This window comes from Salmonella sp. A29-2 (assembly GCF_020150755.1).
GTDB classification, from domain to species: Bacteria; Pseudomonadota; Gammaproteobacteria; order Enterobacterales; family Enterobacteriaceae; genus Salmonella; species Salmonella enterica.
The window spans coordinates 2,413,459-2,440,435 of sequence record NZ_CP083731.1 but is presented as its reverse complement, the minus strand read 5'-3'; the positions used below and the strand labels follow the sequence as shown (position 1 = coordinate 2,440,435).

Annotated in this window: 28 protein-coding genes; 9 read left to right on the top strand and 19 right to left on the bottom strand. The window is 49.5% G+C overall.

The features are described from left to right. Positions 1 to 8: 8 nt before the first annotated feature. Positions 9 to 1,196 carry an efflux MFS transporter YdeE gene (gene ydeE, locus K8W53_RS11890; protein WP_001068050.1) on the bottom strand — a complete coding sequence of 396 codons (1,188 nt, stop codon included), beginning with the start codon at positions 1,194 to 1,196 and terminating at the stop codon, positions 9 to 11. A 227-nt stretch (positions 1,197 to 1,423) separates the two neighbouring features. Here ydeE and eamA point away from each other — a divergent pair, with 227 nt between their 5' ends. Further along, complete coding sequence (gene eamA / locus K8W53_RS11885; protein ID WP_000987750.1) at positions 1,424 to 2,326, top strand: O-acetylserine/cysteine exporter; 903 nt, start codon at positions 1,424 to 1,426, stop codon at positions 2,324 to 2,326. 118 nt (positions 2,327 to 2,444) lie between these two features. Here the strand turns inward: eamA and marB are convergent, their stop codons facing one another. The 3 genes from marB to marR are packed head-to-tail and all read right to left on the bottom strand — an operon-like array spanning position 2,445 to position 3,526. Continuing rightward, the gene (marB, locus tag K8W53_RS11880; RefSeq protein ID WP_023203120.1) at positions 2,445 to 2,660 is read right to left on the bottom strand and encodes a multiple antibiotic resistance protein MarB; all 216 of its coding nucleotides are present in this window, start codon (positions 2,658 to 2,660) and stop codon (positions 2,445 to 2,447) included. A gap of 28 nt (positions 2,661 to 2,688) precedes the next feature. Continuing rightward, a complete protein-coding gene (gene marA, locus K8W53_RS11875) occupies positions 2,689 to 3,072 on the bottom strand; it encodes an MDR efflux pump AcrAB transcriptional activator MarA (protein ID WP_000091194.1) in 384 nt (127 codons plus the stop codon). A 19-nt stretch (positions 3,073 to 3,091) separates the two neighbouring features. Further along, positions 3,092 to 3,526: a multiple antibiotic resistance transcriptional regulator MarR gene (gene marR / locus K8W53_RS11870; protein ID WP_000843434.1), complete on the bottom strand. Its 435-nt coding sequence runs from the start codon at positions 3,524 to 3,526 to the stop codon at positions 3,092 to 3,094. Between the two features lie 258 nt (positions 3,527 to 3,784). Here marR and K8W53_RS11865 point away from each other — a divergent pair, with 258 nt between their 5' ends. Continuing rightward, positions 3,785 to 4,450, top strand: coding sequence for a MarC family NAAT transporter (locus K8W53_RS11865; protein WP_000968968.1), 666 nt, complete (start codon positions 3,785 to 3,787; stop codon positions 4,448 to 4,450). Positions 4,451 to 4,496: 46 nt separating this feature from the next. Here the strand turns inward: K8W53_RS11865 and K8W53_RS11860 are convergent, their stop codons facing one another. Together K8W53_RS11860 and ptrR are read right to left on the bottom strand one after the other, a co-directional pair. Continuing rightward, positions 4,497 to 5,687, bottom strand: coding sequence for a sugar transporter (locus K8W53_RS11860; RefSeq protein ID WP_000154617.1), 1,191 nt, complete (start codon positions 5,685 to 5,687; stop codon positions 4,497 to 4,499). Positions 5,688 to 5,802: 115 nt separating this feature from the next. Further along, positions 5,803 to 6,675 (bottom strand): putrescine utilization regulator PtrR, encoded by an 873-nt coding sequence (gene ptrR, locus K8W53_RS11855; RefSeq protein ID WP_000366539.1) that lies wholly within the window; start codon positions 6,673 to 6,675, stop codon positions 5,803 to 5,805. 102 nt (positions 6,676 to 6,777) lie between these two features. Between ptrR and sad the strand changes: the two genes are divergently transcribed. The 4 genes from sad to K8W53_RS11835 all read left to right on the top strand — a co-directional run bounded on the left by sad (position 6,778) and on the right by K8W53_RS11835 (position 10,695). Then, positions 6,778 to 8,166, top strand: a complete 1,389-nt coding sequence (gene sad, locus K8W53_RS11850) for a succinate-semialdehyde dehydrogenase (RefSeq protein WP_000178411.1) — start codon at positions 6,778 to 6,780, stop codon at positions 8,164 to 8,166. Positions 8,167 to 8,238: 72 nt separating this feature from the next. Next, on the top strand, positions 8,239 to 9,165 hold the full coding sequence (gene glsB, locus K8W53_RS11845; RefSeq protein ID WP_000090081.1) for a glutaminase B: 927 nt from the start codon (positions 8,239 to 8,241) through the stop codon (positions 9,163 to 9,165). After that, entirely contained in the window at positions 9,165 to 9,524 is a 360-nt protein-coding gene (locus K8W53_RS11840; RefSeq protein ID WP_000992451.1) for a DUF4186 domain-containing protein, read from the top strand. Before glsB ends, K8W53_RS11840 begins: the two co-directional genes overlap by 1 nt. A 256-nt stretch (positions 9,525 to 9,780) precedes the next feature. Beyond that, complete coding sequence (locus K8W53_RS11835) at positions 9,781 to 10,695, top strand: bestrophin family protein (protein ID WP_052939444.1); 915 nt, start codon at positions 9,781 to 9,783, stop codon at positions 10,693 to 10,695. 55 nt (positions 10,696 to 10,750) lie between these two features. Here K8W53_RS11835 and K8W53_RS11830 read toward each other — a convergent pair whose 3' ends face one another. Further along, positions 10,751 to 11,293, bottom strand: a complete 543-nt coding sequence (locus K8W53_RS11830) for a YybH family protein (RefSeq protein WP_000513126.1) — start codon at positions 11,291 to 11,293, stop codon at positions 10,751 to 10,753. A gap of 713 nt (positions 11,294 to 12,006) precedes the next feature. On the opposite strand from K8W53_RS11830, the gene ompC reads away from it, so the two are divergent. Then, complete coding sequence (ompC, locus tag K8W53_RS11820; RefSeq protein ID WP_000758335.1) at positions 12,007 to 13,125, top strand: porin OmpC; 1,119 nt, start codon at positions 12,007 to 12,009, stop codon at positions 13,123 to 13,125. Between the two features lie 140 nt (positions 13,126 to 13,265). Here the strand turns inward: ompC and hypA are convergent, their stop codons facing one another. From hypA to K8W53_RS11775, 9 genes are read right to left on the bottom strand one after another with little or no spacing between them, the layout of a single operon-like run. After that, positions 13,266 to 13,607 (bottom strand): hydrogenase maturation nickel metallochaperone HypA, encoded by a 342-nt coding sequence (hypA, locus tag K8W53_RS11815; protein WP_000544772.1) that lies wholly within the window; start codon positions 13,605 to 13,607, stop codon positions 13,266 to 13,268. A 12-nt stretch (positions 13,608 to 13,619) separates the two neighbouring features. Beyond that, positions 13,620 to 14,507: an ATP/GTP-binding protein gene (locus tag K8W53_RS11810; RefSeq protein ID WP_052939366.1), complete on the bottom strand. Its 888-nt coding sequence runs from the start codon at positions 14,505 to 14,507 to the stop codon at positions 13,620 to 13,622. Next, the gene (locus K8W53_RS11805) at positions 14,495 to 15,556 is read right to left on the bottom strand and encodes a hydrogenase expression/formation C-terminal domain-containing protein (protein WP_023207811.1); all 1,062 of its coding nucleotides are present in this window, start codon (positions 15,554 to 15,556) and stop codon (positions 14,495 to 14,497) included. Before K8W53_RS11805 ends, K8W53_RS11810 begins: the two co-directional genes overlap by 13 nt. A gap of 17 nt (positions 15,557 to 15,573) precedes the next feature. After that, positions 15,574 to 15,984, bottom strand: coding sequence for a hydrogenase (locus K8W53_RS11800; RefSeq protein WP_000155978.1), 411 nt, complete (start codon positions 15,982 to 15,984; stop codon positions 15,574 to 15,576). After that, a complete protein-coding gene (gene hypC, locus K8W53_RS11795) occupies positions 15,981 to 16,280 on the bottom strand; it encodes a HypC/HybG/HupF family hydrogenase formation chaperone (protein ID WP_052939368.1) in 300 nt (99 codons plus the stop codon). The genes K8W53_RS11800 and hypC overlap by 4 nt, the downstream gene beginning before the upstream one ends. Further along, complete coding sequence (gene hybD, locus K8W53_RS11790; RefSeq protein ID WP_000852664.1) at positions 16,280 to 16,888, bottom strand: HyaD/HybD family hydrogenase maturation endopeptidase; 609 nt, start codon at positions 16,886 to 16,888, stop codon at positions 16,280 to 16,282. Before hybD ends, hypC begins: the two co-directional genes overlap by 1 nt. A gap of 5 nt (positions 16,889 to 16,893) precedes the next feature. Beyond that, the gene (cybH, locus tag K8W53_RS11785) at positions 16,894 to 17,637 is read right to left on the bottom strand and encodes a Ni/Fe-hydrogenase, b-type cytochrome subunit (protein WP_000924456.1); all 744 of its coding nucleotides are present in this window, start codon (positions 17,635 to 17,637) and stop codon (positions 16,894 to 16,896) included. Beyond that, positions 17,588 to 19,390, bottom strand: a complete 1,803-nt coding sequence (locus K8W53_RS11780) for a nickel-dependent hydrogenase large subunit (protein ID WP_000331201.1) — start codon at positions 19,388 to 19,390, stop codon at positions 17,588 to 17,590. Before K8W53_RS11780 ends, cybH begins: the two co-directional genes overlap by 50 nt. 2 nt (positions 19,391 to 19,392) lie before the next feature. Continuing rightward, positions 19,393 to 20,496, bottom strand: a complete 1,104-nt coding sequence (locus K8W53_RS11775; protein WP_052939369.1) for a hydrogenase small subunit — start codon at positions 20,494 to 20,496, stop codon at positions 19,393 to 19,395. A gap of 427 nt (positions 20,497 to 20,923) precedes the next feature. On the opposite strand from K8W53_RS11775, the gene K8W53_RS11770 reads away from it, so the two are divergent. Together K8W53_RS11770 and K8W53_RS11765 are read left to right on the top strand one after the other, a co-directional pair. Then, a complete protein-coding gene (locus K8W53_RS11770; RefSeq protein ID WP_000976500.1) occupies positions 20,924 to 22,015 on the top strand; it encodes a choloylglycine hydrolase family protein in 1,092 nt (363 codons plus the stop codon). A 45-nt stretch (positions 22,016 to 22,060) separates the two neighbouring features. Further along, on the top strand, positions 22,061 to 22,852 hold the full coding sequence (locus K8W53_RS11765; RefSeq protein WP_000388417.1) for a FadR/GntR family transcriptional regulator: 792 nt from the start codon (positions 22,061 to 22,063) through the stop codon (positions 22,850 to 22,852). A 58-nt stretch (positions 22,853 to 22,910) separates the two neighbouring features. On the opposite strand, the gene K8W53_RS11760 is transcribed toward K8W53_RS11765, so the two are convergent. From K8W53_RS11760 to K8W53_RS11750, 3 genes are all read right to left on the bottom strand, one after another. Further along, positions 22,911 to 23,936, bottom strand: coding sequence for a zinc-binding alcohol dehydrogenase family protein (locus K8W53_RS11760; protein WP_000864928.1), 1,026 nt, complete (start codon positions 23,934 to 23,936; stop codon positions 22,911 to 22,913). Continuing rightward, a complete protein-coding gene (locus K8W53_RS11755; RefSeq protein ID WP_052939370.1) occupies positions 23,911 to 25,197 on the bottom strand; it encodes an MFS transporter in 1,287 nt (428 codons plus the stop codon). Before K8W53_RS11755 ends, K8W53_RS11760 begins: the two co-directional genes overlap by 26 nt. Before the next feature lie 176 nt (positions 25,198 to 25,373). Beyond that, the gene (locus K8W53_RS11750; RefSeq protein WP_017441359.1) at positions 25,374 to 26,930 is read right to left on the bottom strand and encodes a PhoPQ-activated pathogenicity-related family protein; all 1,557 of its coding nucleotides are present in this window, start codon (positions 26,928 to 26,930) and stop codon (positions 25,374 to 25,376) included. Positions 26,931 to 26,977: the final 47 nt, after the last annotated feature.

Genomic DNA, 26,977 nt, shown 5'->3' with positions numbered 1-26,977 from the left:
GCAGATAATTAACAGGTGATAGCCTGTTGCGTAGGGGTAATCCGCATTCCTTTTAACATCAGTGCCCAGGCGAACACAATGGCGATTATCAGGACAACGAAAAGCGACCAGGCGGGAAGCGTCGTCAGGATGACGCCGCTGGCCAGCGGGTTTACCGCCGCACCCAGCCAGCCCAGCGATTGCGCTGAAAAATAGCTGGCTTTCATCCCGGCAGGCGCAATGTTGTCAATTAACATATATTCGCCGGGGGCATAAATAATTTCGCCAATCGTAAATACTGCCGCTGAAAGCCCCCAAAAAAACAGATTGTCGCCTGAAAAAATAAATCCGATGAGCCCGGCGATAAAAAAGACGGTGCCGGTCGTCATCATTGGTCGAATATTGACGGCGGTAAGTCGACGGCCCACGGCGTATTGCAAACTGACCACAATAACCGCATTAACCGGCAGGACGACGGCTACCACTTTTTCCGCGAAGCCGCTATCGGCAACGACCATAACGTACTGTGAAATACAGGACGCAAAGGCGCCCCCCACAAAGGAGGCCAGAAATGCCGAAAGCGTAAACCACAATAATGCTTTGTCGCGCAGCAGAACGGAGGGAGACCAGATAGCGGCATTTTTCCCCTCGCTGGCGGCAACCGATCGTGTCACCCATACCTGAATAAAGACCAGCGGGAATGCGGAACAGATAGCGGCAAGCCAGAAGGGTAAATTGATGCTTTGCATCACCAGCAGCGTGCCGAGCGGCGGGCCAACCGTCCAGCCGATATTGAGTACGGTATAATTGAGCGAAAAAATCCGTGTTTTTGTTGTCGCGGTGAGGTTATCGGCGAACCAGGCCTTCAGGACGGTAGAAAAAACCGAATAGGCGCAGTTAATAAGCGCAAAAAGCAGGACAACCAGTACGACATTATGCACCATTGGGATGGCGATAAATCCGCAGGCGAAGGCGATAATCGCGAGTAACATGTAGCGCTTTTTATCAAACTTGTCCGCCAGAATCCCAAAGCCAAGACTAAAGATGACGCCAATCGTTAACGCGCTGGTCAGCGCGTAGCCAATCAGATCCACGCCTAAACCGTACTGACGGTTAAGATAGATGGTCATAAAGGGGAGCGTGGCGCCGCGTCCAATTGTCAATAACAGCGATGAGGCGAGTAGAGCCAACGTCGAACGTCTCAATCCTGGATTCATTTTTCCTGCCTGAAATGGAGGTTACGTATCGGGACGTTTTAATCTACCGTGCCCGCAAAAGCATGATGTCTGTACGCTATAGCGTAGTCTTAACATACCATAACGCAGGATTTTGCCCATCGTGTGTTGTTCAATGCCATGCTCACGGTAAAAAGAAAAGTCCTGTTATGGCGCACTGATTTCCGATAACTTACCTTTTTACAAAATTTTAATAATGACAGGGGCCGATGATGTCGCGTAAAGACGGTTTTTTGGCGTTACTGGTGGTTGTCGTATGGGGGCTCAATTTTGTTGTCATCAAAGTAGGCCTGCACCATATGCCGCCATTATTGCTGGCAGGATTACGATTTTTACTGGTGGCGTTTCCGGCAATTTTCTTTGTCGCCCGGCCTAAAGTCCCGCTTACGCTGTTGCTGGGCTATGGCCTGACGATAAGCTTTGGGCAGTTCGCCTTTCTCTTTTGCGCGATAAAGTTTGGTATGCCCGCAGGACTGGCGTCGTTGGTATTACAGGCGCAGGCCTTTTTTACCATGGCGTTAGGGGCGTTTGTTTTTAGTGAGCGGTTACAACGTAAGCAGTTAGCGGGGATCGCCCTGGCGATTATAGGTGTACTGGTATTGATTGAAGCCAGTCTCAACGGACAGCATATAGCGATGTCGGGATTTATGCTGACTCTGGCGGCGGCATTTAGCTGGGCCTGCGGCAATATCTTTAATAAAAAAATTATGCAACATAGTCCGCGCCCGGCGGTGATGTCGCTGGTGGTCTGGAGCGCGCTGATCCCGATCCTGCCGTTCCTGCTGTCATCGCTGCTACTGGAGGGGGCGGATCACATTACGCAAAGCCTTATTACCATCGATATGACGACGATATTGTCGCTGCTTTATCTGGCTTTTGTCGCCACTATACTTGGCTACGGCATCTGGGGCGCGTTACTGGGGCGTTATGAGACCTGGCGCGTGGCGCCGTTATCATTGCTGGTGCCGGTAGTCGGGCTGGCGAGCGCCGCGGTGTTACTCGGGGAAACGTTGACCGGGATGCAACTTGCGGGCGCAGTACTGATTATGGCTGGACTCTATATCAATGTGTTTGGATTTCGTGTGCGCCGTACTGCGCGCGTCAGGGGATGAGGCATTATGTTACTAAGAAGACAAACGCTAGTTTCAGACCATGCCGCGAGGTAATAGCGGCGGACTTGTCATCGCCAGACGGTACTAAAAAAATGCCCCGCAAAACGGGGCAAAGAGGTTAAAGGTGTTGGTCGTTATAATAGGGCACGCCTAATTCATCTGACTTATCGCTGTTCACGCTCACGGGGTGAAGGTCATTTGGCGGATCGCCCACACAGGGCAGCAGCATCACATCGCGGCTATTTTGCGCCACAGGTAACAAAGTTTGTTCTGCAATGCCATATCCGGAGGCGATAAGTAACAGACCCGGCAGGGCGGGAAACAGCGTTTTCATGGTGCTCTTCGCGTGGCGCATAAACAAACTAGTAGTTGCCATGGTTCAGCGGCAGCATATACCGTGATTCGCCATGCATATTGGTGATCCGGTATTTGTGTGGCGGCACATCAAAATAGTTTTTGAACGTCCGGGTCAATGTTTGCTGTGACTCAAAGCCATAGCGTTCCGCCAGATAGAGAATGGGCTCGTTGCTCTCTTTTAATTTTTGCGCGATTTCCGTCATTTTACGGCTGCGGATGTATTGGCCTAATGAATGACCGGTCTCTTTTTTAAACATCCGTTGCAGGTGCCATTTGGAATATCCTGAACGCTCAGACACTTTTTCCAGTGAGAGCGGCGACTCCAGGTTATCCTCGATCCAGTCCAAAATGCTATGAATAGTAATAGCGTCAGTGTTGCGTCTGGACATCGTCATACCTCTTTTTTGTCTACGGCAGAATTTTCTTGAGCAAATACTCAAGCGTTGCCACTTCGTCCGCCGTTAAGTTTTTTGTTAATTCCTGATGCAGGTCTTGCCCTGGTCGTTGATGACATTGCTCACAAATTGCCGCGCCGTCCGGCGTTAGCTTCACCAGTACGCCGCGTTTGTCATTAGGATTCGGCAGTCTTTCGATCCAGCCTTTGCACAGCAGGCGGTCGAGCATCCGCGTCAATGCGCCGAGATCGACAGACAGCACTTTTTTAAGTTCAACCGGGGTAATACATCCCGCGCAGCGTATCGAGCACAGCACTTTAAACTGTGTTGCGGTGATATCCAGCGGGGATAAATAGTTATTTAACAGGCGATCTTTTTTTTGATTTACCATGTAGATCAAGCGACCCAGCGGAATGATTTCATTGAACAGATCACTGGTGCTTTTCAAAATGGTTGCCCCGGCAAGTAATTAATTTCGTCAGATACTATTGCCCAGGCAAGTATAAGTCAACTAAATGAATTGGCCGATGCCACGATTTGCTAAAAGGCGTCCGGGGTATTGTGCTGTGATAACTTGTAACTAATTGATAATTACAGGTTATAGGTTGTAGAGGATATTAACTTGCACACTGGCGAAATGGCGCGCCTGGGCAATTTCACTTTATACTTCCGGTTCATGAAACGCTGATGGGTAAGAGATAGTATTATGATGGATTTGTTTAAAGCGATTGGATTGGGGCTGGTCGTACTGCTCCCGTTAGCCAATCCGCTAACCACCGTGGCGCTGTTTCTTGGCCTTGCGGGCAATATGAATAGTGCGGAACGCAACCGGCAGTCCTATATGGCTTCGGTTTATGTCTTCGCTATTATGATGGTGGCGTACTATGCCGGGCAGTTAGTCATGAACACCTTCGGTATTTCGATTCCAGGGCTACGGATCGCCGGGGGGTTAATCGTGGCGTTTATCGGCTTCAGAATGCTTTTCCCGCAGCAGAAGGCGCATGAGTCGCCGGAAGCGAAAAGCAAATCGGAGGAGCTGGCAGACGAACCGACGGCCAATATTGCGTTTGTTCCACTGGCTATGCCAAGCACCGCAGGACCGGGGACCATCGCAATGATCATCAGTTCCGCTTCCACAGTGCGTCATGGCGGCGAGTTTCCCGACTGGGTCATTATGGTCGCGCCGCCGATTATTTTTCTTGCCGTGGCGGTGATCCTGTGGGGATGCTTACGCAGTTCTGGCGCTATTATGCGGCTGGTGGGTAAAGGGGGGATTGAAGCGATCTCCCGCTTAATGGGATTCCTGCTGGTGTGTATGGGCGTGCAATTTATTATCAACGGCGTGTTGGAAATTATTAAAACGTACCACTAAGGCGCATTTTCGTCTGCCGGAAACCTGTTCCCGGCAGACGAATGTCTTAATGCGGTTGTTCTTCCAGCGTCACTGGCCATTTGCGGAATATGAGCACAGCCCATACCAGCGCGGCACAGGCGGGTATGGCGCCAATATAGCCGATGGCCGACATTGACCAGTGCAAACTCACCTGATTACCTACCAGCGCGCCAGCGCCAATACCAATATTAAAGATGCCTGAAAATAGCGCCATTGCGACATCGGTCGCGTCCGGGGCCAGCGCCAGTACTTTCACCTGCATACCGAGCCCTATCACCATAATTGCGATGCCCCAGAAAATGCTCAGTATGGCCAGATGCGCTTCGCTATCCGCCGCAGGCAGCAGCAGAAGCAAACAGACAACCAGCAGGGCAATAGCGATACTGACGAGCGACGAGGCATGGCGATTACCCAGTTTACCAAACACGAGGCTGCCGATGATCCCGGCGCCGCCCAGGATCAGTAACAGGACGGTAGCAAAATTCGCACTGAGCCCGGCGACATTCTGAACGAACGGCTCAATATAGCTATAAGCTGTGTAATGCGCAGTCACCACAACGACGGTCAGTACATAGAGGCTCATCAGCGCCGGGCGCCGGAATAGCAAAGGTAAACTTTTTAGTGAGCCGGAATGCTCGCTCGGCAATTTCGGTAGAAGCTTAATCAGACATAGCAGCGTAATTAATGCGCCCATGCCGATGGCAAAAAAGGTGGTGCGCCAGCCAAAATACTGACCAACAACGCGTCCTATCGGCAGCCCAAGCACCATGGCCAACGCGGTGCCGGTCGCTATCAGACTTAATGCCTGCGCGCGTTTCCCGGCAGGGGCCAGGCGGATCGCCAGCGAGGCGGTTATCGACCAGAAAATAGCGTGGGCGAAAGCGATGCCAATACGGCTAATGACCAGCACGGTAAAGTTCCATGCCAGGAAGGAGAGCACATGGCTGGCAATAAACAAAACAAACAGACAAATGAGTAGCTTACGCCGCTCCATTTGACTGGTAAGAAGCATAAAAGGCAGCGACATGACGGCAACTACCCAGGCGTAAATGGTTAGCATGATGCCGACCTGCGCGGTTTGCATATGAAAGCTTTCAGCAATGTCTGATAGCAAACCAACCGGCACAAATTCTGTGGTATTGAAAATAAAAGCGGCAATAGCAAGCGTAACTACCCGTAGCCACGCGACCTTGCGGGAAACTGGATTGATTGTCATAAAAATATTTCGGGTTAGTTGCGAGAAGGTGAGGCCGCGATCTTAAAACGTTTACTGGCGAAAAGACAATCATTTTGTGACCTGCTTCTCATTTACTTCGCAGGCCGTTTCGTCTTCAGTCGACGCTCGCCAGTTGGGCGTTAAGTAACTCGATAAAGGCCTCAAGCTGACGCGTCATCGCCCCGCGCCGCCACATTAGCCATGTGTTAAGCCAGCGCCACTTCTCCGCCAACGGCCAGGCTTCCACCTGATGATGTCCTGGCATACTGTTGAGCATACTTGCTGGCATCAGCGCAATACCTGCGCCGGCAATTACGCACGCCAACATTCCATGATATGACTCCATTTCGTGAATCGTACCGGGGGTCGCGCCATCGGCATGAAACCAGCTTTCGAAATGCCGTCGGTAAGAACAGTTGGCGCGAAAAGCATAGATGTTATAACCATTCACCTCGCTGGCCCGCGAAACGACGGAATGGCCGTGTGGCGCGACGATCATCATCTCTTCCTGGTAAGCCGGTATACCTTCCAGCCCCGGATGCATTAGCGGGCCATCAATAAAGGCGGCGTTCAGCTTTCCCTCGAGCACGCCATCCAGCATGGCGCCGGAAGGACCGGTCGTTAACGCGAACTGAATTTTAGGGTAACGCTGGTTATAACCCGCCAGCAGCGCGGGGATACGTACGGCGGCAGTACTTTCTAACGCGCCGAGTGAAAACAGTCCTTGCGGTTCCTCTCCGGCAACCACCATGCGGGCTTCATCGACCAGCGCCAGGATCTGCTGGCTGTAACGTAAAAAGTTATGCCCGGCTGGTGACAGCCTGAGTCGCTGGTTTTCGCGAATAAACAGAGAGACGCCCAGGTCGGCTTCAAGCTGACGTATACGCGTGGTCAGGTTGGACGGAACGCGGTGTACTTTTGCCGCCGCCTGCGTGATGCTGCCCGTCAGAGCGACAGCGTTAAACATTTCCAGCTGCGTCAGGTCCATGGTTTTCTCAATTCGTGAATAGTCTGGTTAATATTATTCATTTTTCAGAAACGGTAAAGGGCGTCATGATGGTACAACTCCCCTGATAACGAGAGAAAGAACATGACCATGATGACTGCAACACAGGCGTTATCCGTGAATCCTGCGACCGGCCAGACGCTGGCGGCAATGCCCTGGGCTAACGCGCAAGAGATTGAACATGCGCTGAGTCTGGCTGCGAGCGGTTTCAAAAAGTGGAAAATGACATCGGTAGCGCAACGGGCGCAAACATTACGTGATATTGGTCAGGCGCTTCGCGCTCATGCAGAAGAGATGGCGCAATGTATTACGCGTGAAATGGGGAAACCCATAAAGCAGGCGCGTGCGGAAGTGACGAAATCCGCCGCGTTATGCGACTGGTATGCGGAACATGGCCCGGCAATGCTGAATCCTGAGCCTACGCTGGTAGAAAATCAGCAGGCGGTGATTGAATACCGTCCGCTGGGCGTCATTCTGGCGATAATGCCGTGGAATTTTCCTTTATGGCAGGTGTTACGCGGGGCAGTGCCGATACTGTTGGCGGGGAATAGCTACTTGTTAAAACATGCGCCCAATGTCACGGGTTGCGCGCAGATGATAGCCCGAATCTTGACGGAAGCTGGTACTCCCGCTGGCGTCTATGGATGGGTGAACGCCAATAATGAGGGCGTGAGTCAGATGATTAACGATCCGCGAATCGCGGCGGTGACGGTGACCGGTAGCGTGCGCGCCGGCGCGGCGATTGGCGCTCAGGCTGGGGCGGCGCTGAAAAAGTGCGTACTGGAACTGGGTGGCTCGGATCCGTTTATTGTACTCAATGATGCCGATCTCGAACTGGCGGTAAAAGCCGCGGTTGCAGGACGCTATCAAAACACCGGACAAGTCTGCGCCGCCGCCAAACGTTTTATTGTCGAAGAGGGCATTGCGCAGGCGTTTACCGATCGTTTTGTGGCGGCTGCCGCAGCATTAAAGATGGGTGATCCTCTGGTTGAAGAGAATGACCTGGGGCCGATGGCGCGCTTTGATTTGCGTGATGAACTCCATCAACAGGTGCAGGCTTCCGTCGCCGAAGGTGCACGGCTACTGTTGGGCGGCGAGAAAATCGCCGGGGAGGGCAACTATTATGCCGCGACCGTTCTGGCGGATGTCACACCTGACATGACGGCATTTCGTCAGGAACTTTTTGGGCCTGTTGCCGCCATTACCGTTGCAAAAGATGCGGCGCACGCCCTCGCGCTGGCGAATGACAGTGAGTTTGGCCTGTCGGCGACGATCTTTACCGCCGACGATACGCTGGCCGCGGAGATGGCGGCGCGTCTTGAGTGCGGCGGGGTATTCATTAATGGGTACAGCGCCAGCGATGCGCGTGTGGCATTCGGCGGGGTGAAGAAAAGCGGCTTCGGTCGTGAGCTTTCGCACTTTGGTTTACACGAATTTTGTAATGTGCAGACCGTCTGGAAGAACCGCGTCTAATCGCCCTGACGTCGCGTGGCGCCCTCTGCTATACTCGCAGGCCTTTTCAGACCTGCGAGCAAGGAGCATGTTGTGGCCAGGGCCATGGATAATGCAATTTTAGAGACGATTTTACAGCGCGTTCGCCCCCTCATTGGCCAGGGCAAAGTCGCTGACTATATTCCGGCATTAGCGTCCGTCGAGGGTTCAAAGCTGGGGATAGCGATTTGTACCGTGGACGGGCAGCATTATCAGGCGGGCGATGCGCACGAACGCTTCTCTATTCAGTCTATTTCGAAAGTGCTCAGTCTGGTGGTGGCGATGCGTCATTATCCGGAAGAGGAGATCTGGCAGCGCGTCGGAAAAGATCCTTCCGGCTCGCCATTCAATTCGTTGGTTCAGTTAGAGATGGAACAAGGCATCCCGCGTAATCCATTTATTAATGCGGGCGCGCTGGTGGTATGCGACATGTTGCAAGGGCGGCTTAGCGCGCCGCGTCAGCGAATGCTGGAAGTTGTGCGCGCGCTTTGCGGCGTATCGGATATTACGTATGACGCTACGGTCGCGCGCTCTGAATTTGAGCATTCCGCCCGTAACGCCGCTATTGCCTGGCTGATGAAATCATTCGGTAATTTTCATCATGATGTGCCTACCGTGTTGCAAAATTACTTCCACTACTGTGCGTTGAAAATGAGCTGCATGGAACTGGCGAGGACGTTTGTCTTTCTGGCGAATCAGGGCGAGGCGTTTCATCTCGACGAGCCGGTAGTTACCCCCATGCAGGCCCGGCAGATTAATGCGCTAATGGCGACCAGCGGTATGTATCAGAATGCCGGAGAGTTTGCCTGGCGGGTGGGATTGCCCGCTAAATCCGGCGTGGGCGGCGGTATTGTCGCCATAGTGCCGCATGAAATGGCGATTGCCGTCTGGAGTCCGGAGCTGGATCCTGCGGGAAACTCTCTGGCAGGTATCGCCGCGCTTGAACAATTAACACAAACGTTAGGACGTTCGGTATATTGATGAATGCGCTTGAACCGCTCTTTGCCCGCCTGGCGCGATCGACATTTCGTTCGCGTTTTCGTCTCGGGATAAAAGAAAGACAATATTGCTGGGATAAAGGCGCGGAGGTAATTGATAAACACGCCGCCGATTTTATCGCCCAGCGACTGGCGCCAGCTCACCCGGCGAATGATGGTAAGCAAACGCCGATGCGGGGCCATCCGGTATTTATCGCGCAACATGCGACGGCAACCTGCTGTCGCGGGTGCCTGGCGAAGTGGCACCAGATACCTCAGGGAGAACCGCTGAGTAAAGCGCAGCAACAGTATATTGTCAGCGTTATCCATTACTGGCTGGTCATACAAATGAATCAGCGGTAGAGCAGCGCGTCGTTGCTGACGCTTTCCCTGATAAATTACCCTCATACCACTGATAGCAGCCGTTGACCGTCATATATCTCATGTGCTGAAGTGTTTTTTTAGTTACAACATACATTTGGTTGTTTTTTTTCAACGCCCGTCAGCACCGTGCAAAAAAATGTTCTACAGGGCAGGGGAGCCGTGTATCACCAGAAGCTTGCAACCTTGATCTGGATCACGTTTAATGACAGTGCTTTTTTACCTGCTGAAGATAATCATGATCGTTAGACCACAACAGCACTGGATTCGCCTGATATTTGTCTGGCATGGTTCCGTGTTATCTAAAATCTTTTCACGACTGCTCCTTAACTTTCTTCTTTCTATCGCCGTTATTATCATGCTGCCCTGGTACACAATGCTGGGTATTAAGTTTACCCTTGCGCCGTTTAGCATACTGGGCGTCGCTATCGCCATTTTTCTGGGGTTTCGCAATAATGCCTGTTATGCGCGTTACGTCGAAGCCCGACATTTGTGGGGGCAGTTGATGATCGCTTCACGCTCAATACTGCGTGAGGTGAAAACAACCTTACCTGATGAACGCGGTATCGAGGATTTTGTTCGGTTACAAATCGCTTTTGCCCACTGTTTACGTATGACATTGCGTCGACAGCCTCAGACGCAAGTTTTGGGCAACTATCTTGACCAGGACGCGTTACAGAAAGTTGTCGCTTCCCATTCCCCCGCTAACCGTATCTTATTGCTGATGGGAGAGTGGCTGGCGATTCGCCGCCGCAGCGGAAAGCTTTCCGATATTTTATTTCATAGCCTCAACAACCGTTTAAATGATATGTCGTCAGTGTTGGCTGGCTGTGAACGCATCGCCAACACGCCGGTGCCTTTTGCCTATACGTTAATTTTGCATCGTACGGTTTATCTTTTCTGCATTATGTTGCCATTTGCACTGGTGGTTGATCTGCACTATATGACACCGTTTATTTCGGTGCTTATTTCTTATACGTTTATCGCGTTGGATGCGTTAGCGGAAGAGTTGGAAGATCCGTTCGGTACTGAAAATAATGATTTACCGCTGGATGCGATATGCAATGCGATAGAAATCGATTTACTGCAAATGAATGATGAAAGGGATATTCCGGCAAAACGGATACCGGATAAGCACTATCAACTGACCTGAGCTCGACTTAACTGGCGCAGAATGTTCATCTGCGCCATAACCTGAAGAGCAAAGCTTAATAGCCTTCTCCAACGCCGGTTTTGGCTGGACCGGAGTAGTGGACATGAACGATTCGCCATCCTGTGTTTGGTATCTTCGCCCACACCTGGCTTTCGCGGCCTGTCGTGTGTTGAGTCTGCCCATTATCACGGCGTACCGCGGTAAAATGCCAGTCGAACTCTGCAACGGCGGCATTGCCATACACATGAATAGCAGGGGGAGCGTCCAGTTTTAATGTGCGTTTACTGAAAGTTTTACCCATAGTGGTGCCATAAAAATTTTCAGCGATCTGCGACCATCCGCGTTCGTGACCGCGTGGATGAATAAAACTAGTTTCCGGTGAAACATAAAAGAGCTGCTTGCCTAACGTTGGGTCTGCCTTATCTATTGAATAAAGGTAACGGTTAATGCCTTCTGTAATTTCTTGTTTAACGGTCGACGTAGCTTCATTTTGTGCGGCGGTTGGCGTTGCCGCTGATGCCGATGACACCATCAGAGTTAACGTTATCGCGGCGGCCGAAAACAATAGTGACGTTTTTTGCATAATAGTTATACCCATATGGTCTGTTTTTGAGACGCTTTATCTTTCCTGTTACGTTCACCTTTATACTAAAGGAGCATGGCTCACGAACAATAAAAAACATCCTTCTATAAAACTACCCCGAAAAGGGAGTAGTGCAATTAAGAATATCGTATTTGTTTGTAACGACATGACTCAAAATATCAACATTTAGAGTTTCAGTATTGTTGTCCATTGACTTACTTTTATGTTTATTACCGCTGGTAAATAGTTAATCTTATGAATAGTGATACACAAATGACCGTTTGCGCTATGTGATAATTAACCATAGTAAAAATACACGAAGCGAAGAAGTGCTATTTCAGTAGTACTGATATTTTCATAACGCTAATTTAAAAATAAATGTAAACGTAACAAATTATACACAAAAATAAGAAGGGCTGTGACCTCAACTGGCTTGATTATGATTCCGTCTTAACGAATGTCAGCCGAGTGTTCAGTGCCATTCTCGCCCTGGCATCCCCGACCGTAAGCCAGTTCTCTACTGGTAACCCCCTTGTTATTACAGCAGAAAACAGGGCATATCATTGATGTAGTCATGCTTAACTTGCATTTTAACATCACTAATACATAGCAAGCTAATATTACACTTTGAAACTTAACGCACGGTAATTGTTAGTGATATTGTCCTGGACAGTTCCGCGAGCAGGTTTTGCGGAAAGTCCAAAAATAAGACAAATAAGGCATATAAAATGAAAAAAGTAGTGGTGTTATCTGCGGTAGCCGCAGCCGTGATGATGGCTGGAGCCGCCAACGCAGCAGAAATCTATAACAAGGATGGCAATAAACTGGATTTGTATGGCAAGGTCGACGGCCTGCATTATTTTTCCAGTAATCATAGTACGGATGGCGATCAATCTTATATCCGTATGGGTATTAAAGGCGAGACTCAAATTACCGATCAACTAACCGGTTTTGGACAGTGGGAGTATCAGGTCAACGCCAATCGTCCGGAAGATGGTGACTCCAGCGGTTCCCCGCAAAGCTGGACGCGTCTCGGTTTTGCTGGTTTGGCATTTGCCGATATGGGGTCTGTTGATTATGGTCGTAACTATGGCGTGTTATACGACATTGGTTCATGGACTGACGTACTGCCTGAATTTGGTAATGATTCGTATGAAGCTTCCGATAATTTTATGACCGGACGCGCGAATGGCGTTCTGACTTATCGCAATAATGATTTCTTTGGTCTGGTTGATGGCCTGAATATTGCGTTGCAGTATCAGGGTAAAAATGACGGCCTGTCGAAAGAAGGCGATCCTTTAAGTAATAATGCCAGAAAAAGTATCGCGTACCAGAATGGCGATGGTTTCGGGGCATCAGCGACATATGATTTGGGCATGGGGGTGAGCCTGGGGGCAGCCTATACCAGTTCCAAACGCACGCTTGATCAGATGACGCAAGATAAATACGACAATGGCGACCGCGCTGAAGCCTGGACTGGCGGCGTGAAGTATGATGCCAATAATATTTACCTGGCGGCAAACTATACCCGTACTTATGATATGACCTATATGGGTGATACATTGGGCGGCTTTGCACATAAAACCGATAACTGGGAAATGGTAGGGCAATATCAATTTGATAATGGCTTACGCCCATCACTGGCGTTCCTGCAATCCAGAGCCAATGATGTTGATGGACTGGGTTCGTTCGACCTTGTGAAATATATTGATGTGGGTTCCTACTACTACTTCAATAAAAATATGTCCGCGTATGTTGACTACAAAATCAATCTGCTAAAAGATGGTAACCCATCGAATCCTAATACAGACAACACCGTGGCGCTCGGCTTAGTCTACGAGTTTTGATAAAACTTGCTGATTAAGACAGTTTAGGGATACCCTCCTTTTCCCAAAACTGTGTCACTGCTTAACCTTTATTATTGTTAATTTATTCTTTTATTATTTCAGGACGCTTCTGGCGTCCTTTTTTATTGACTATTCGTTGACTATTCGACTTCGATCTCGCGAATGCGCATTCTGCTACTGTCATCTATCTGCACTTTGCCTGAATGACAAAAGGGGCAACAGAGTGTGGATGTTTGAGAGGTGAAGGGCTGATTACAGGACAGACACCAACCTTGCGCCGGTGCGATAGTAATGTGGAAACGCGCATTGTCAGCAAGGGTATGGCGAGCGGCGACGTCCAGGCCAAAATGCAGCGCCGGCACCTCAACACAGGCCATAACGCCAATCTCCAGCCAGACTTGCTTTACCTTGCTGAACTGGTGATTTACTGCCTGTTCCTCCAGCAATTCGATAATATTTTGCGCCAGGGCTAATTCATGCATGGGCCAGCTCCTTCATTCAACAATATTTACGGCGACACAAGGATCAATTACCTGTAACTGTTGCGACCACAATGAGAGTGGAATAGTGGCCAGTTCGCGAGCAATGACGCCGTCAGATTGGGCGTGACGTGTGGTAGGCGAGATAATACGGTAATCAAGAATATTGCCTGACGTCGTCAGTCTGGCCTGATGAACTAACCATCCTCGCGCGGTTTCCACTACCGCTATTTTCCATTCGCCATCATCAAAACGATTCCAGCGCAGGGTAGGAAGGGCGCTCAAACTTCGGGCGAGCGTAATGCAGCGGGCCAGCAGACGTAGCGCAGTCGTTTTTCCGCTAAGACAACAGGCTGACAGCAGCGGATATTCGATAGCCAGAGGCGAGACATCCAGGGGACCATGGGTTATTAACGTATGGTCCGGGGACGATGCCATCGGTAGTGTAGGTGTAATGATATTCTGTACTGCCGCCAGCCAGCGGGCGGTTTCAGAACGCTCTTGCAAAAACCAGGCTTCCCAGCCCTTTACGCCACCGGCAAGCCAGGTCTGAGGATCATCGTCAAAAAAGATTGTGCTTGCCAGCGGGGATAACTCTCCGCGACGTAACAACGCCCATTCTTCAGCGGTTGCCTGTCGGTGGCTAAACAGGGGGAGCCAGTCGGTCAACGCGCGACGGAGCGTTTCTCGCGCCAGCTCCTGTTGTGCGGCCTGCATATCTGGCTTCTCTTCAGGAAACAACAGTAAAGCCGCCGCTACGCTGTGCGCCTGAGCGCACAACGTAAACAAACGTGAAATAAGCGTTTTTGCGTACACCGGTGTTGCGCCCTGTAACAAACGACCGATCGGCGCCTCCTGCCAGATAATCCGTAGCGGGTGAGAATAGACGGTCAATCTTTGCACGAATTATTACCTTCATCGATCACCATAAACCCGGACTTACTGGTTTCGCAAACCGGACAGCACCAGTAATCAGGTAACTGGTTGAAGGGCACGCCGGGTGGAATTTGCCATACATCATCGCCCAGCGCAGGGTCGTAAACCCACCAACATACTTTGCACTCCATGCGCACCACTGGCTCATTTTCTGTGACCGGGTATTCTTTCAGCCATTCCAACGTATTTTTTAGCCCCGCGTAGGCATCTTCGATATCGTCGATGCCTGCAACGGCGATATCAGGAATGTCCGCTATCTCAATCATATCTTGCAGTAATGTGTTCATATCATTGAAATAATTGACCCGCCATACGCCGGGAAAATGCGTGCTTACAATCCGGCATTTACCATATCCGCGTGAAAAAATAGCGCTACAGCCTTCGCCTAAAAAATGCTCCAGATACTCGCGATCGGCATCGTTTACTGGCAACAGCGTTAAGTTAATGATATGCGGCTCTTTTACCGGCTGTTTTACGCGCTCGGCTATTTCATGCGCGATAAAGGCGCCATTCATCAATCCCGCCGGTTGCGGCGGCAATTCTGGCGTAATCGGCGGCTGCGGATGCGTCTGCCAGATGCTCTCCGGGATCGGGCCAATGATAATTTCATCGGCAACCCGTTGCTGATCAGCGTTATATTCACGCACACGCCAGACGCCCGTAAAAACCGTCTCCTGAATACGCTGTTCTTTTCCATCGGGTAATAGTACCCGGGCGGATATTTCACCTTCGCCGAGCAGTTGATCCAACAAACCGCTATTCTGTTGCTCAGTGGCATTCAGCTTATAGCTCAGGGGAAAGGGGAGCGTTGCCACCGGGTTATCCATATCGCGAATAAGCGTAGTCAGGATGTGTCTGGCAACACGAAGCTCAGCGGGCAGCGCCTGTTCCGGTAAAACCGGCGTCAGTGGGAGATTAATGCCGGCGGGGATAGGAAGAAAGTTAAAGTCTTCCTCTTCTGGCTGCGAGCCTGGTCCGGCAATATTAACGACTGGAATAGTTCTGGAATGATTCACGTGTGTTACCTTTCATTCTATTGCGTGATAACGGGAATATCCTGACGATAGCCCGGTGTGGTCAGCAATGCGGCCACCCGCTGAGAGTATTCTTGCCAGCTATATAATCCCGCCAGACTGCCGACAAAACGGTGCTGGCGAAAGAAAAGCAGCGCCGGATATTTCAGAATGCGATACTCCCGGGCGATCAGTTCACTCTGTTCGCTATCCGCAAATGCCGCGGTATAAGACGTCGCCGGAAATTGCTTGAGGATCTCCGGGATAATGACCCAACTGTCGGCGACTTCCGGATGTTTGTTGGGGTCGCTTTGCAGCAAAACCAGCAGAGTCGGATGCGCATTAATCAACGACGGGAGCGTTTGCGCATCGGTAACCAGAAAGCCTTTATCCGCCAGTGGACAAACAGGATTTTGGGGTGAGATAGTCATTTTTTTAAATGCTCCGGTAATTCAGGCGAGCGAGACAATAAATCGGCAAAACCGGTCAGCGGATCGCTTTGCGTGAGCATGGCCTGTTCCAGTGAGTCCAGCGCCGCCAGTACCTCAGCGGCTTCCGCTTCGTCCATTTCTCGTCGTGCTGCGCCGCCAAATGTCAGCAGCCATGCGCCTGCTAAGGGGGGAGTCACAAGCCGAATATCAACGTCGATAAGCTCGCCGTGTCGGTCGCGGCATTTGGCGAACCACTGACCGGGTGAAATAACCTGCACAGGAACGCCGATACACATTATGATTTCTCTCTCTGTAGCACCCGAATATCGCCGACCCGGCAAGCGCTTTGCGCATCTGGGCGTTCATCTTCGTAGCGTTCCATACACAGACTGTAATGATTGAGTCTTTCAGTGGGCAAGGCCGCTGAAGAGGCGGTGATACCCCATTGCGCCAGCACTTCCTGCGCGAGATAGACCGCAGGCATCAGTTGCGCCTTTACCTGCGGCGTAAGACTTCCGCCATAGTCATCCAGACATTCCGGCTGCACGCCAATCAGCACAATCTCCGATAACTGGCCGCCGGTTAATTGCAGCAATGCCAGCACTTCAGAAAAACTGGTCTGATGTAAACTGAGTTTTTTCGCCGTCAGATAGGCGGGAACCTGTTCATCACGAAACATCGCCAGCGAACCTGGCGCCATACCAAAATCGATAGCATCCATGATTAACAGTTTTTCGGTCTGTTGCAGCCAGGGCAGCAGCGCCAGTCCCTGCGTACCGCCATCAACAACGTCAACTTTCTCGTTATCGGCATACTGTTCAAACAGCTTTTCCGCCGCTCTGACGCCGAACCCTTCATCTGCCCAAAGCAGGTTGCCAAGCCCTAAGATTGTTACTTCTGCCATTGTTATCACCTGAACCAGCGCCAGCCGCTTATCATGACGGAAATCACGCTTTGTCGGCTCATAATGTCTTCGCGGATAGCGGTATAAACATGCGCAATGACGAAGGCGATAATGAACCACATGCCCAGCCGGTGCCAGAAATGTAGCGCGAGGCTATCGTTGCCAGTCAGGCGAATCATCCAGCCAAACCATTGATACGCCCAACTGTCTGTTCCAAGTCCTTCGCCATAGAGCGCAAAGCCGCTACACACCATCAGTACGGACATCCAGAAATAGAACATTACCGCCAGTCCTGCTACCGGATTATGTCCATAGTATCGATGGGCCTCTTTTTCGAGGAAAAAATACCAGCGGATTTCGCTGATAACGCCTTTGCGCCAGGCGCGGCGCCAGAACGGAACCAGAAACATCTCCCTGGCGTACTCATTGCCGACACATGCCCAGTAAATACGAAACAGCAGCGCGACAGTAAAAATATACGCCGTGGTAAAATGGATTAGTCGTATCCAGCCCATCCAAAACATAAAGGTCGCTTCACCTTGAATCGATGGCAGGGGGCGGCCAATGAAATATCCTGTAACAGCCAGGACGACAATGGATAACGCCGTGATCCAGTGCCATAAACGGACCGGCGCTTCATAGATATAGTACCCCTGGCTGGTTATTTCTTTGAGATGCATTGAGACCTCCGAATCGTCGTCATCGTACCTGAACCCTGACCAGCTCCCCTCCATGATTATCAATAACATGGGTGGAGCAGGCCAGGCAGGGATCGAAGCTGTGCAGAGTACGTAAAATCTCCAATGGTTGATCGGGAACGGCGAGTTTAGTCCCCATTAACGCCGCTTCGTACGCGCCAATTTGACCTTTATCGTCACGTGGCCCGGCATTCCAGGTTGTCGGTACCACACACTGATAGCTGTCGATTTTCTGATTTTCAATTTTTATCCAGTGCCCCAGCGCGCCGCGCGGCGCCTCGCTGAAACCAACGCCTTTTGTCGATGTAGGCCAGGTATCGGGTTCCCAGAGCGTGACGTTTGCCGTCGCCGTATCGCCGGACTTGAGGTTACGCATCAGACGATCGAAGAAATATTGCAGCGTATTGCCTGCCCATACGGATTCCAGCGCACGCGCGGCAGTACGTCCTAATGTAGAAAAGAGCGCTTCTTTAGGCAGCTTTAATACACTAAGCAGTTGATCCACGGGTTCTTTAAATTCCGGTTTATTTTGATGATATCCAATCAGATAACGCGCCAGCGGACCTACCTCCATCGCATGTCCCTTCCAGCGCGGCGATTTAATCCATGAATATTTAGCGGACTCATCCACCTGTTCGATAAAGGTTTTTGTGCCTTTATAGTGTTCGCCCATGACCAGTTGCGGTTCGGTCAGACCATCCCACGGATGCAGGCCCTTATCGTTATTGCCGTTACCATAGGTATACCAGGAGTGAGTGACAAACTCCTGAATCTCATCGGGGGCGGTTAAATCGACAGGATGAATTTCGTCGAAACGACCGTTAATGATAGCCCCACGCGGAAGCAGAAGATTACTGGCGGAATAATCGTTAGGGTTATCCGGAAACTCGCCATAAGCCAGCAGGTTCATGCTCGATAACCCGCCGCCGATTTTTGCCCAGTCTTTGTAATAACTGGCAATCAGCAAGACGTCCGGAAGATAAACCTGTTCGCAGAACTGGCGAGCTTTTTGGATGATGGAACTGACAAGATTCAGACGTTCCATATTCACTGCGCCGACCGCGCCCGTTTCGTCAAGGTTGATGGCGCAAGGAACGCCGCCCACCAGCCAGTTAGGATGCGGGTTTTTACCACCGAAAACGGTGTGAATTTTTACGATTTCTTTTTGAAAATCGAGCGCTTCAAGATAGTGGGCGACCGCCAGCAAATTGGCTTCCGGCGGAAGTTTCATCGCCGGGTGTCCCCAGTAGCCATTACGGAAAGGGCCAAGTTGACCGGACTCGATAAACCGCTTCAGTCGATTTTGCAAATCGCGGAAATATCCCGGCGAGGATAGCGGCCATGCGGAAAGGCTTTGCGCGATGGCGGAGGTCTGATGCGGGTCGGCTTTCAGGGCGGCAACTACATCAACCCAGTCCAGCGCGTGCAGATGATAAAAATGCACCAGGTGATCGTGAACGTGTAGCGTAGCCTGCATCATATTACGGATACAGTTTGCGTTGTCAGGAATCGCGATTCCCAGCGCATTTTCTACGGCACGGATTGAGGTCAGAGCGTGTGTACCGGTGCAGACGCCGCAAATGCGTTCAACGAATGCCCAGGCGTCTCGCGGATCGCGACCTTTCAGGATAACCTCCAGGCCGCGCCACATGGTGCCGGTCGACACGGCGTTAGTAATGACATTATTACTGTCGATATTCACTTCGCAACGCATATGCCCTTCGATGCGAGTAACCGGATCGACCACAATTCGCCGTCCGCTATTGTCCAGCGTAAAACCCTGAGTCTGATAAGGATATGCCATAATTATTTTTTCTCTTCCGGAGCGTTTTCTGATGACATGTTGTTTTTATTGCGGGCATGTTTTATGGCGCTCACCGTGGCGTGAGCGATGGCGGCAGCGCCCGCGACGCCAGCAACGCCCAGTCCGATTTTATCGGCGGTAGCCTCAATGCCGGTTTGCGGAATGCCCGTTGCCCGGCTGTAAAAAGAACCGTAATCCCAGAATCCATCTTCCGAACATCCGAGGCATCCATGACCCGACTGGATAGGAAAAGACACGCCATCATTCCAGCGAACGGTTGAACAGGCGTTATAGGTGGTCGGGCCTTTACAGCCCATCTTGTACAGGCAATAGCCTTTTCTGGCGCCTTCGTCATCCCATGCTTCCACAAACTGACCGGCATCGAAATGCGCGCGTCGGTAGCATTTGTCATGAATTCGCTGGCCATAAAACATTTTTGGTCGTCCAAGACGATCAAGGGGAGGGATGCGATCAAATGCCAGCATATAGGTGATAACGGCGGACATCACTTCAGGTATAGGCGGGCAGCCTGGCACTTTAATAATGGGTTTATCGGTAATTAATTTGTGAACCGGCGTGGCTTTAGTTGGGTTGGGACGGGCTGCCTGCACGCAGCCCCATGATGCGCAGGACCCCCAGGCGATAATCGCTTTAGCATCCGCGCTGACGCGTTTTAACTTCTCCAGGAACGGCTCGCCAGCCAGTATGCAAAACATCCCATCTTCATTCAGCGGCGCGTTACCTTCCACGGCAACGATATAATTTCCTTTGTACTCACGCATCACATCCGCCAACGCCTGCTCGGCTTGTTGCCCTGCGGCGGCCATAATGGTGTCGTCATAATCCAGGGAAATGAGCGACAAAATGGCATCTTTTGCCAACGGGTGCGCAGAGCGAATGAAAGATTCGGTACAGCAGGTACATTCAAGACCATGCAGCCATATCACTGGCGTACGCGGTTTATTCTCCAGGGCATAAGCTATCTGAGGAATCATCGAACTGCTCAGGCCTAAAGACGTTGCGGTAAGGCTGCAAAACTTGAGGAAGCTACGCCTTGTCACGCCGTGTCTACGCATAACTTGATAAAATGTATCTTGTGTTTGCATAACGTTTATCCCAAACCACTATAGTTAGTGTGGGCATCATATGTTGCATTTCTTGTCTTTCTCAACGTGTTTTAGTAGCAATTATGTTTCTAATTCGTAACAACCGATTACATGTGTGCTACTCACATTACTCAAAAACATAAATTAATTTAATGTTATTGGTGATGTGGAGTAAATATAGCGTTGTGAAGATATCTCTTAATGTTGATAAGAAACCGTGTTTTTTATTTATAACATGATGGGATTTTTTTAAATGGTCACACGGATAACGCGTTTCATGCTAGTTCGCTGTGTTTAACTCTCCTTTAAACCCGTCAGTTAAATTTATTAGCTTGTAAAATAAGATCACAATTAATTACGTGCTGCATAACCATTGATAGGTTTAGTTTAATATATTCATCCAATCCATTTTACAAACAAGGAGAGCATGATGAAAAAAAGTAAAGCAATGTTATTTATCGCTCCGGCGCTGTTTTCATACGCCCTGGCGGCACAGGCCTGCACAACCCTTGCTATTCAGGATAAACAAGGCGATATTTTTCATGGGCGTACGCTGGAATATATGCAGGATTTACCCTCATGGTTAACGTATTACCCGGCGGGAACACAGTTTGATAAAAAAACGCCGGATGGCAGCCAGGGGATAAGCTATCAGGCGAAGTATCCGATACTGGCCATTACTTCCACCATTACTGATGGCGATAGCAGAGACATACTTGAAGGCATGAATAGCGCGGGATTGTCATTTAGTGAAAACATGATCATGAATGCGCAGTTGCCGCCATTGCCTGCGAGTGAATATAAACAGGCAATTCCTGTCACCTCGTTGGGAGAATGGGCGCTGGCCCGTTTTGCTACTGTCGGCGAGGTAAAACAGGCAATAAAAGAGGGCAAATTCTGGTCACCGGAACTGCATCGGTTTGGCGATCTGAAATCGCCATTTCATTATGCGTTTTACGACAAGAAAGGAGGAAGCATTGTCGTTGAAGTGGAAAATGGCAAATTCCATGTCTATGACAATCCCACTCGCGTGATGACAAATGGTCCCGCATTCCCCTGGCATCTGACAAATCTGAATAATTATACGCAATTAACCAATGTGGACCGCTCTTCAGGCACACTGGGCGGGATAAAAGTGATGCAGCCTGATAGCGGGATTGCTATTGCAGACTTGCCATCGTCCGATACGTCGGTTTCCCGTTTTATACGCGGCGTTTATTACACCACATATGCACCGCAAGCGACATCCGCCCACGATGCAATGAATACGCTTGCGCATATTATGAGCCGTTTCGATCGTCCGAAAAATATTACGGTTGATTATATGGGGAGTGAAGGGGAAGGCAACGCCACCCGCAAACCGGTCTCAGAATATACGGTCTGGACAACGCTGTCTGACTTAACGCACGGTGAGATGATGGTGCGCGGCTACAATGATATCAACTATAAAACCTGGTCTCTTTCTCAGTTTAAGAACGCGACAGCGCCCGTGTTCGAGAAAATCAACGTCAAAGGATAAATAGCTCATCTCGGTTTAGTTTCCCCGGTAGTCTCGGCGAAGGTAATGGAGGCTACCGGCGGTTGCTTCTCTTTATCATGCACGGTAATTAATTATCACGATCACCAGCGCCAGGATGGTATGCTAAATCCATTCAAAATCCCCTGGATATGGATTGGAGGGCGCATGGTTATACCTGAGGTCAGGCAGGAGAGGCTCTATCAGAAGATAGCCAACCTCATCATTAAGCTGATCAATGATAATATTTTTCCACCGGGAACTTTTTTACCGCCAGAACGCGAACTGGCAAAACAGCTTGGCGTGAGCCGCGCCTCCTTGCGAGAAGCCCTTATTGTACTGGAGATCTCCGGATGGATCGTGATTCAGTCCGGTAATGGGGTTATCGTTTCAGATAAAAAACACCTTGCCAGCGACTATACCATCGAAGAAATTCTCTCTACTCGCGAGCTGGTCGATAGCCATTGTGCGCGCTTAGCCGCACAAAACGATAACGTTGACGTCATCAATCAAATAGAGGCGATTTATCATCGTATGGATCAAGCCATTAACGATAATAACGTCCACGGCTTTTACTCGCTGGATAAAGAGTTTCACCTTGCGATCTCTGAGGCCAGCCGTAACCGGGTGTTGTTCGATATGTCCCGTATGTTATGGGAACAACGGATTAATATCCCTTATGCTGGGCTCGACGAGCAGTCTGGAGACAGAAATGTTTTACTTAATCTCAACAAACAACATAAAGCGATAGTGGATGCGATGCGCCAGTCTGATGCTGACAGCGCCTATGAGGGATCGCTGGAACATTTACGCTATGTGAGAAAGATTGTCGGCGGCTAATTTTGTCGATGAATAACACCGCATGGCGGTCATGCCATGCGGTGGAGCTTGCCGTAAATCAATGGAAAACAGCATTAATCTTTAAGTAGCGCTCCGGATAGCGATCAAGTTCTTTAACTGCATCAGGGATCTCATCAAGATTGACGACCTTACTGACGACATCTTGCGGATTAATCTCCAGCGTAGACAGCATACGTAATGCCTCATCAAATTCACCGGCACTGGTGCGGGAACCGCGTAAATCCAGTTCTTTATAGGTGATCAGGTTCGTCGGCAGCGACGTTTCCTGTTTTGGCCATCCGGTAAACGAAATACGACCAGCAAACGATGCTAAATCAAGCGTATTTCGAATAGCGCTATTTGCGCCGGAAGCTTCTATCACGACCTGCGCCATGGTGCCGTGGGTGATATTTTTAATAGCGTCGATAACCTGATCGTCAGCGGCGTTCAGCACATAAGGAACGCCAAGCTTTTGCGCATAGCGTAGCCTTTCCTCCACAATATCGATCAGAATAGGCGTTGCCTTGTAATGACGCGCGCTTAATGCCGCCATAAGACCAATGGCCCCCGCGCCGATGATGGCAACATATTCCCCGGCCTTAACGTTTGCCCGGTGCAGCGCGTGCAGTGCGATGGTCAGCGGTTCTGCCAGCGGCGCCATTTCAGAAGGTACATTATCTGGTATTTTATGAATTAAATGTGCGGGATGAGTAACCACCTCCTGCATTGCGCCATCGACATGCACGCCAATGACGTTTAAATTTTCACAACAGTTAGTTCTGCCGACAGAGCAAGGGTAGCAGTGACCACAATAAATATAAGGGTCAACAATCACGCGGTCGCCTTTTTTAATATTGTCTGGCATTCCGGCGCCTTCCTGAAGAACAATTCCGGTCACTTCATGCCCAATAATTCTTGGGTAAGTAACCAGTGGGTTCGTTCCACGAAAAGCCCCGATATCCGATCCGCAAATGCCTGCAGCATCAACCTTAATTAATACTTCATTTTCTTTCTTATGGGGATAATCCACCCAGCGGGTTTCAACTTCACCAGGCTTATTAATGAACACAGCTTTGACTTTCATTGGCTTTGAATCCTTTACTTTTTACAAACACGCAGACCAACAGGCTTGAAACGATAGCGATAGCACCAGCCAGATAGAACGCATAGTCATATTTACCGCTAAATTGAACGATAAAACCGGTGACAAGCGGACCGATAATGCCGGATATATTAGCCAGGCCATGCATGGCTCCGCCGACGCTCCCTACCTTATCTTTATGAACAACATCCTGAATAACCGCCCAATAAATTGGGCCCGTTAAATAGAGCAGGAAGAGTGAAACTGACATGAGCGTAATTGCGCTGCCGATAGTGCTAACAGTACCGGAAACGGCAACACATACCGCCGCGCCTGCCAGACATACGCCCAGAATAAGTCGACGTGAGAGCAGAGCATTACCGGTAATCCGATAAATTACATCAGAACAGACGCCGCCGAGCACCATACCAATGGCGCCGATGACCCAGGGAATTACCGTGGCGATACTAATTTCTTTAATATCGAGATGTAACGAATGGTTCAGGTAACTTGGGAACCAGGTCAGGAAGAAAAAAAGAATATAGTTGTAGCTGAAAAAAGCCAGAGTTGTTGCCCATACCATTGGTTGTTTCATGTAATAGCCGAGTGAAGGCGTAGCCCGGCCATCATCAGATAAAATAACGTCCTCATGATTTTCAAAATCAATGCGTTCTTCCGGCGCCAGGCGTTTACTCATTGTTGGCTTATCGCTAACGATAAAGTACCACAGTAGTACCCAGACCAGGCCAAATAAGAAAATAATGCCAAATGCGGGGCGCCAGCCTAAGGATAACGCCAACAGGCCCACAATCGGCCCGGACACCGCGCCGCCGAGCGGGGAACCGGCGCTAAAAATTCCGATCGCCGTGGCAGACTCCTTTCGGGAAATCCAGTTATTGATGATTTTATTTCCGGCAGCGCTGACCGGTCCTTCAGCCATACCGAAAAGAACGCGCACGATAAGCATTGTCCACAATCCGGTGACTAAACCAGTTAAGCCACAAAATACAGACCATAGTAACGCTGCGATGAGAAAAACCGTTTTTGGCCCAACTTTATCGCTGGCCCAGCCACCAATAAAATTAAACAGGGCGTATCCGATAAAAAATGCGCTGAAGATCATTCCCATCTCCGCGGCGTTAAATCCTAACTCCTTTTCGATCAAGGGGGCAGTTATCGACAATGCTGAACGATCCATATAGTTGAGCATGTAAACTATAAATAGAAGAAAAACGATAAGCCATCCCATTGTTTTTCTTTTCATGATTAATCCTCTTATTGTGGTCTAGCGGCCTGACCACAATATTTTAAGGTTATTTTCAAATCACCTCTCTTGTGGTTAGAACGTGATCAATATAACAAAAATTTATCGCAGAGGATTTTTATCCATCGCAAGCGTGATGGATAAAATTATTTAAAATCAGACAATTAATTGAAAATTCAATCGGGGCTGTCGTTTTCCCCTAATCCACGCCCCGGTAACGTTTGACATGCGGCGTTAACGGAAGGTGGTGCTGTCTGTGGGTATTTTTCATCGGGCGTAATATAAACCTGACTCGTGGCGACATAGCCATCATTAAAAGTGGCTTCGATATAGGTAGCTTCCCAACCTGTCTTCGGTTCATTTAACGTAATACTGATCTTATTGTTGGCGGGAATATCTATTGTAAGCGGCTGATAGCGGATGCCACAGGCATAACGGAAATCACGCGCATTTGGATTGTTGGCTGTCCAGCGAACGACTTTTACCGGCGCTTCTGAGAAATAGACCGTAAGAAGATGGTGGTGAATAAGGCCGATCAACTGTGGTAATGTTTTTTTACTTTGAAACCTATTAATAAATGGAACGAGGCTTTCTTCAGCGAACTGGTTAATTGAGTAGTGGTTCATATTAGGCACTATACGTAATGATTTTACGCCAGGAAGTTTGCTATAATAAAAGCGAGTATTGTCTGGTACGAAAAAATCGTCGCCGCTTGCATTAATAATATATTTCGGTATTGCAAGGCGGGGTTGATAAATAGTGTTGAGATATCTTAGCGGATCTATTATTTGCCTTAGCTGGGTAAATGTGGGGGATTTTATTTTCTCATCTATGCCTTGCTGGTAGTAGGGGTAGAATGTAATGGGCCAATTTCCACCGTATGATTGATAAATATGCTCAAGTGAAGCATCAATATCAAGTAGATCAATGGCGAAGGGAACAATTGCTTCAACATCAGGATCGGCAATAGCTGACAACCAGGTGGTCCACCCACGCTTTGAAATACCTGTAATGATAAAGGAATTTATATTCCATTGCGTTAACTCCTTTTTTGCTAATCTCATCGCTTGCGATAGGGCAGTGACCATAGGAATATTTAAAGGCATTAACTCACGTTGCTCCGGCGCTTCCATAAATAATGCCCAGCTTCGGGAAACGCTCTCGTCCTCTTTCAGTGGTTTTTTATCATCCTGAAAGGTTAAATATTGGTTAGGTATATCACTCACTGATATTACGATGGTATTCGTATCACGGGCGATGCTTGCCAGTGTTTCCTGAGGGAAATCACCAGGTTTACCAGTGATTTGTACGCCTTTATCATAATTAATTCCGTTGTTTACAACCACCAAAGCATGGTGCTCTTTTGCCGTTTCAGGGATATAAATATCAACGTTATGTCGCCATTGCGCAGGGGTTACCATGTCATCTGGCGACCAGTGTTGCGATAGTAATTCATAGTGTCTGACTACCACCTGTGCTAATGGAGCTGTATTAATCAAGGTATATTTTAGCGGTGTGCCTGAAATCTGCTCCCGGTAGTCGGGGAGAACATGAGACAAATCACACTCCGGGCTGTTTCGACAAAAGAAGATGTTGTTATGAAGTAGTGTATAAACTTTTGTAGAAATCAAAAACAGTACGATAACAACGAGATATATTTTTTTCATGCTTTCCCCGCGCGTTACAAGGGCAAATGCCAGCCAGCATAATTTCCATAAATACCTCTTAAACATTCAATATAAGCACAATACTTTTGATAAATAAGGGGAGAAGGGAGTAA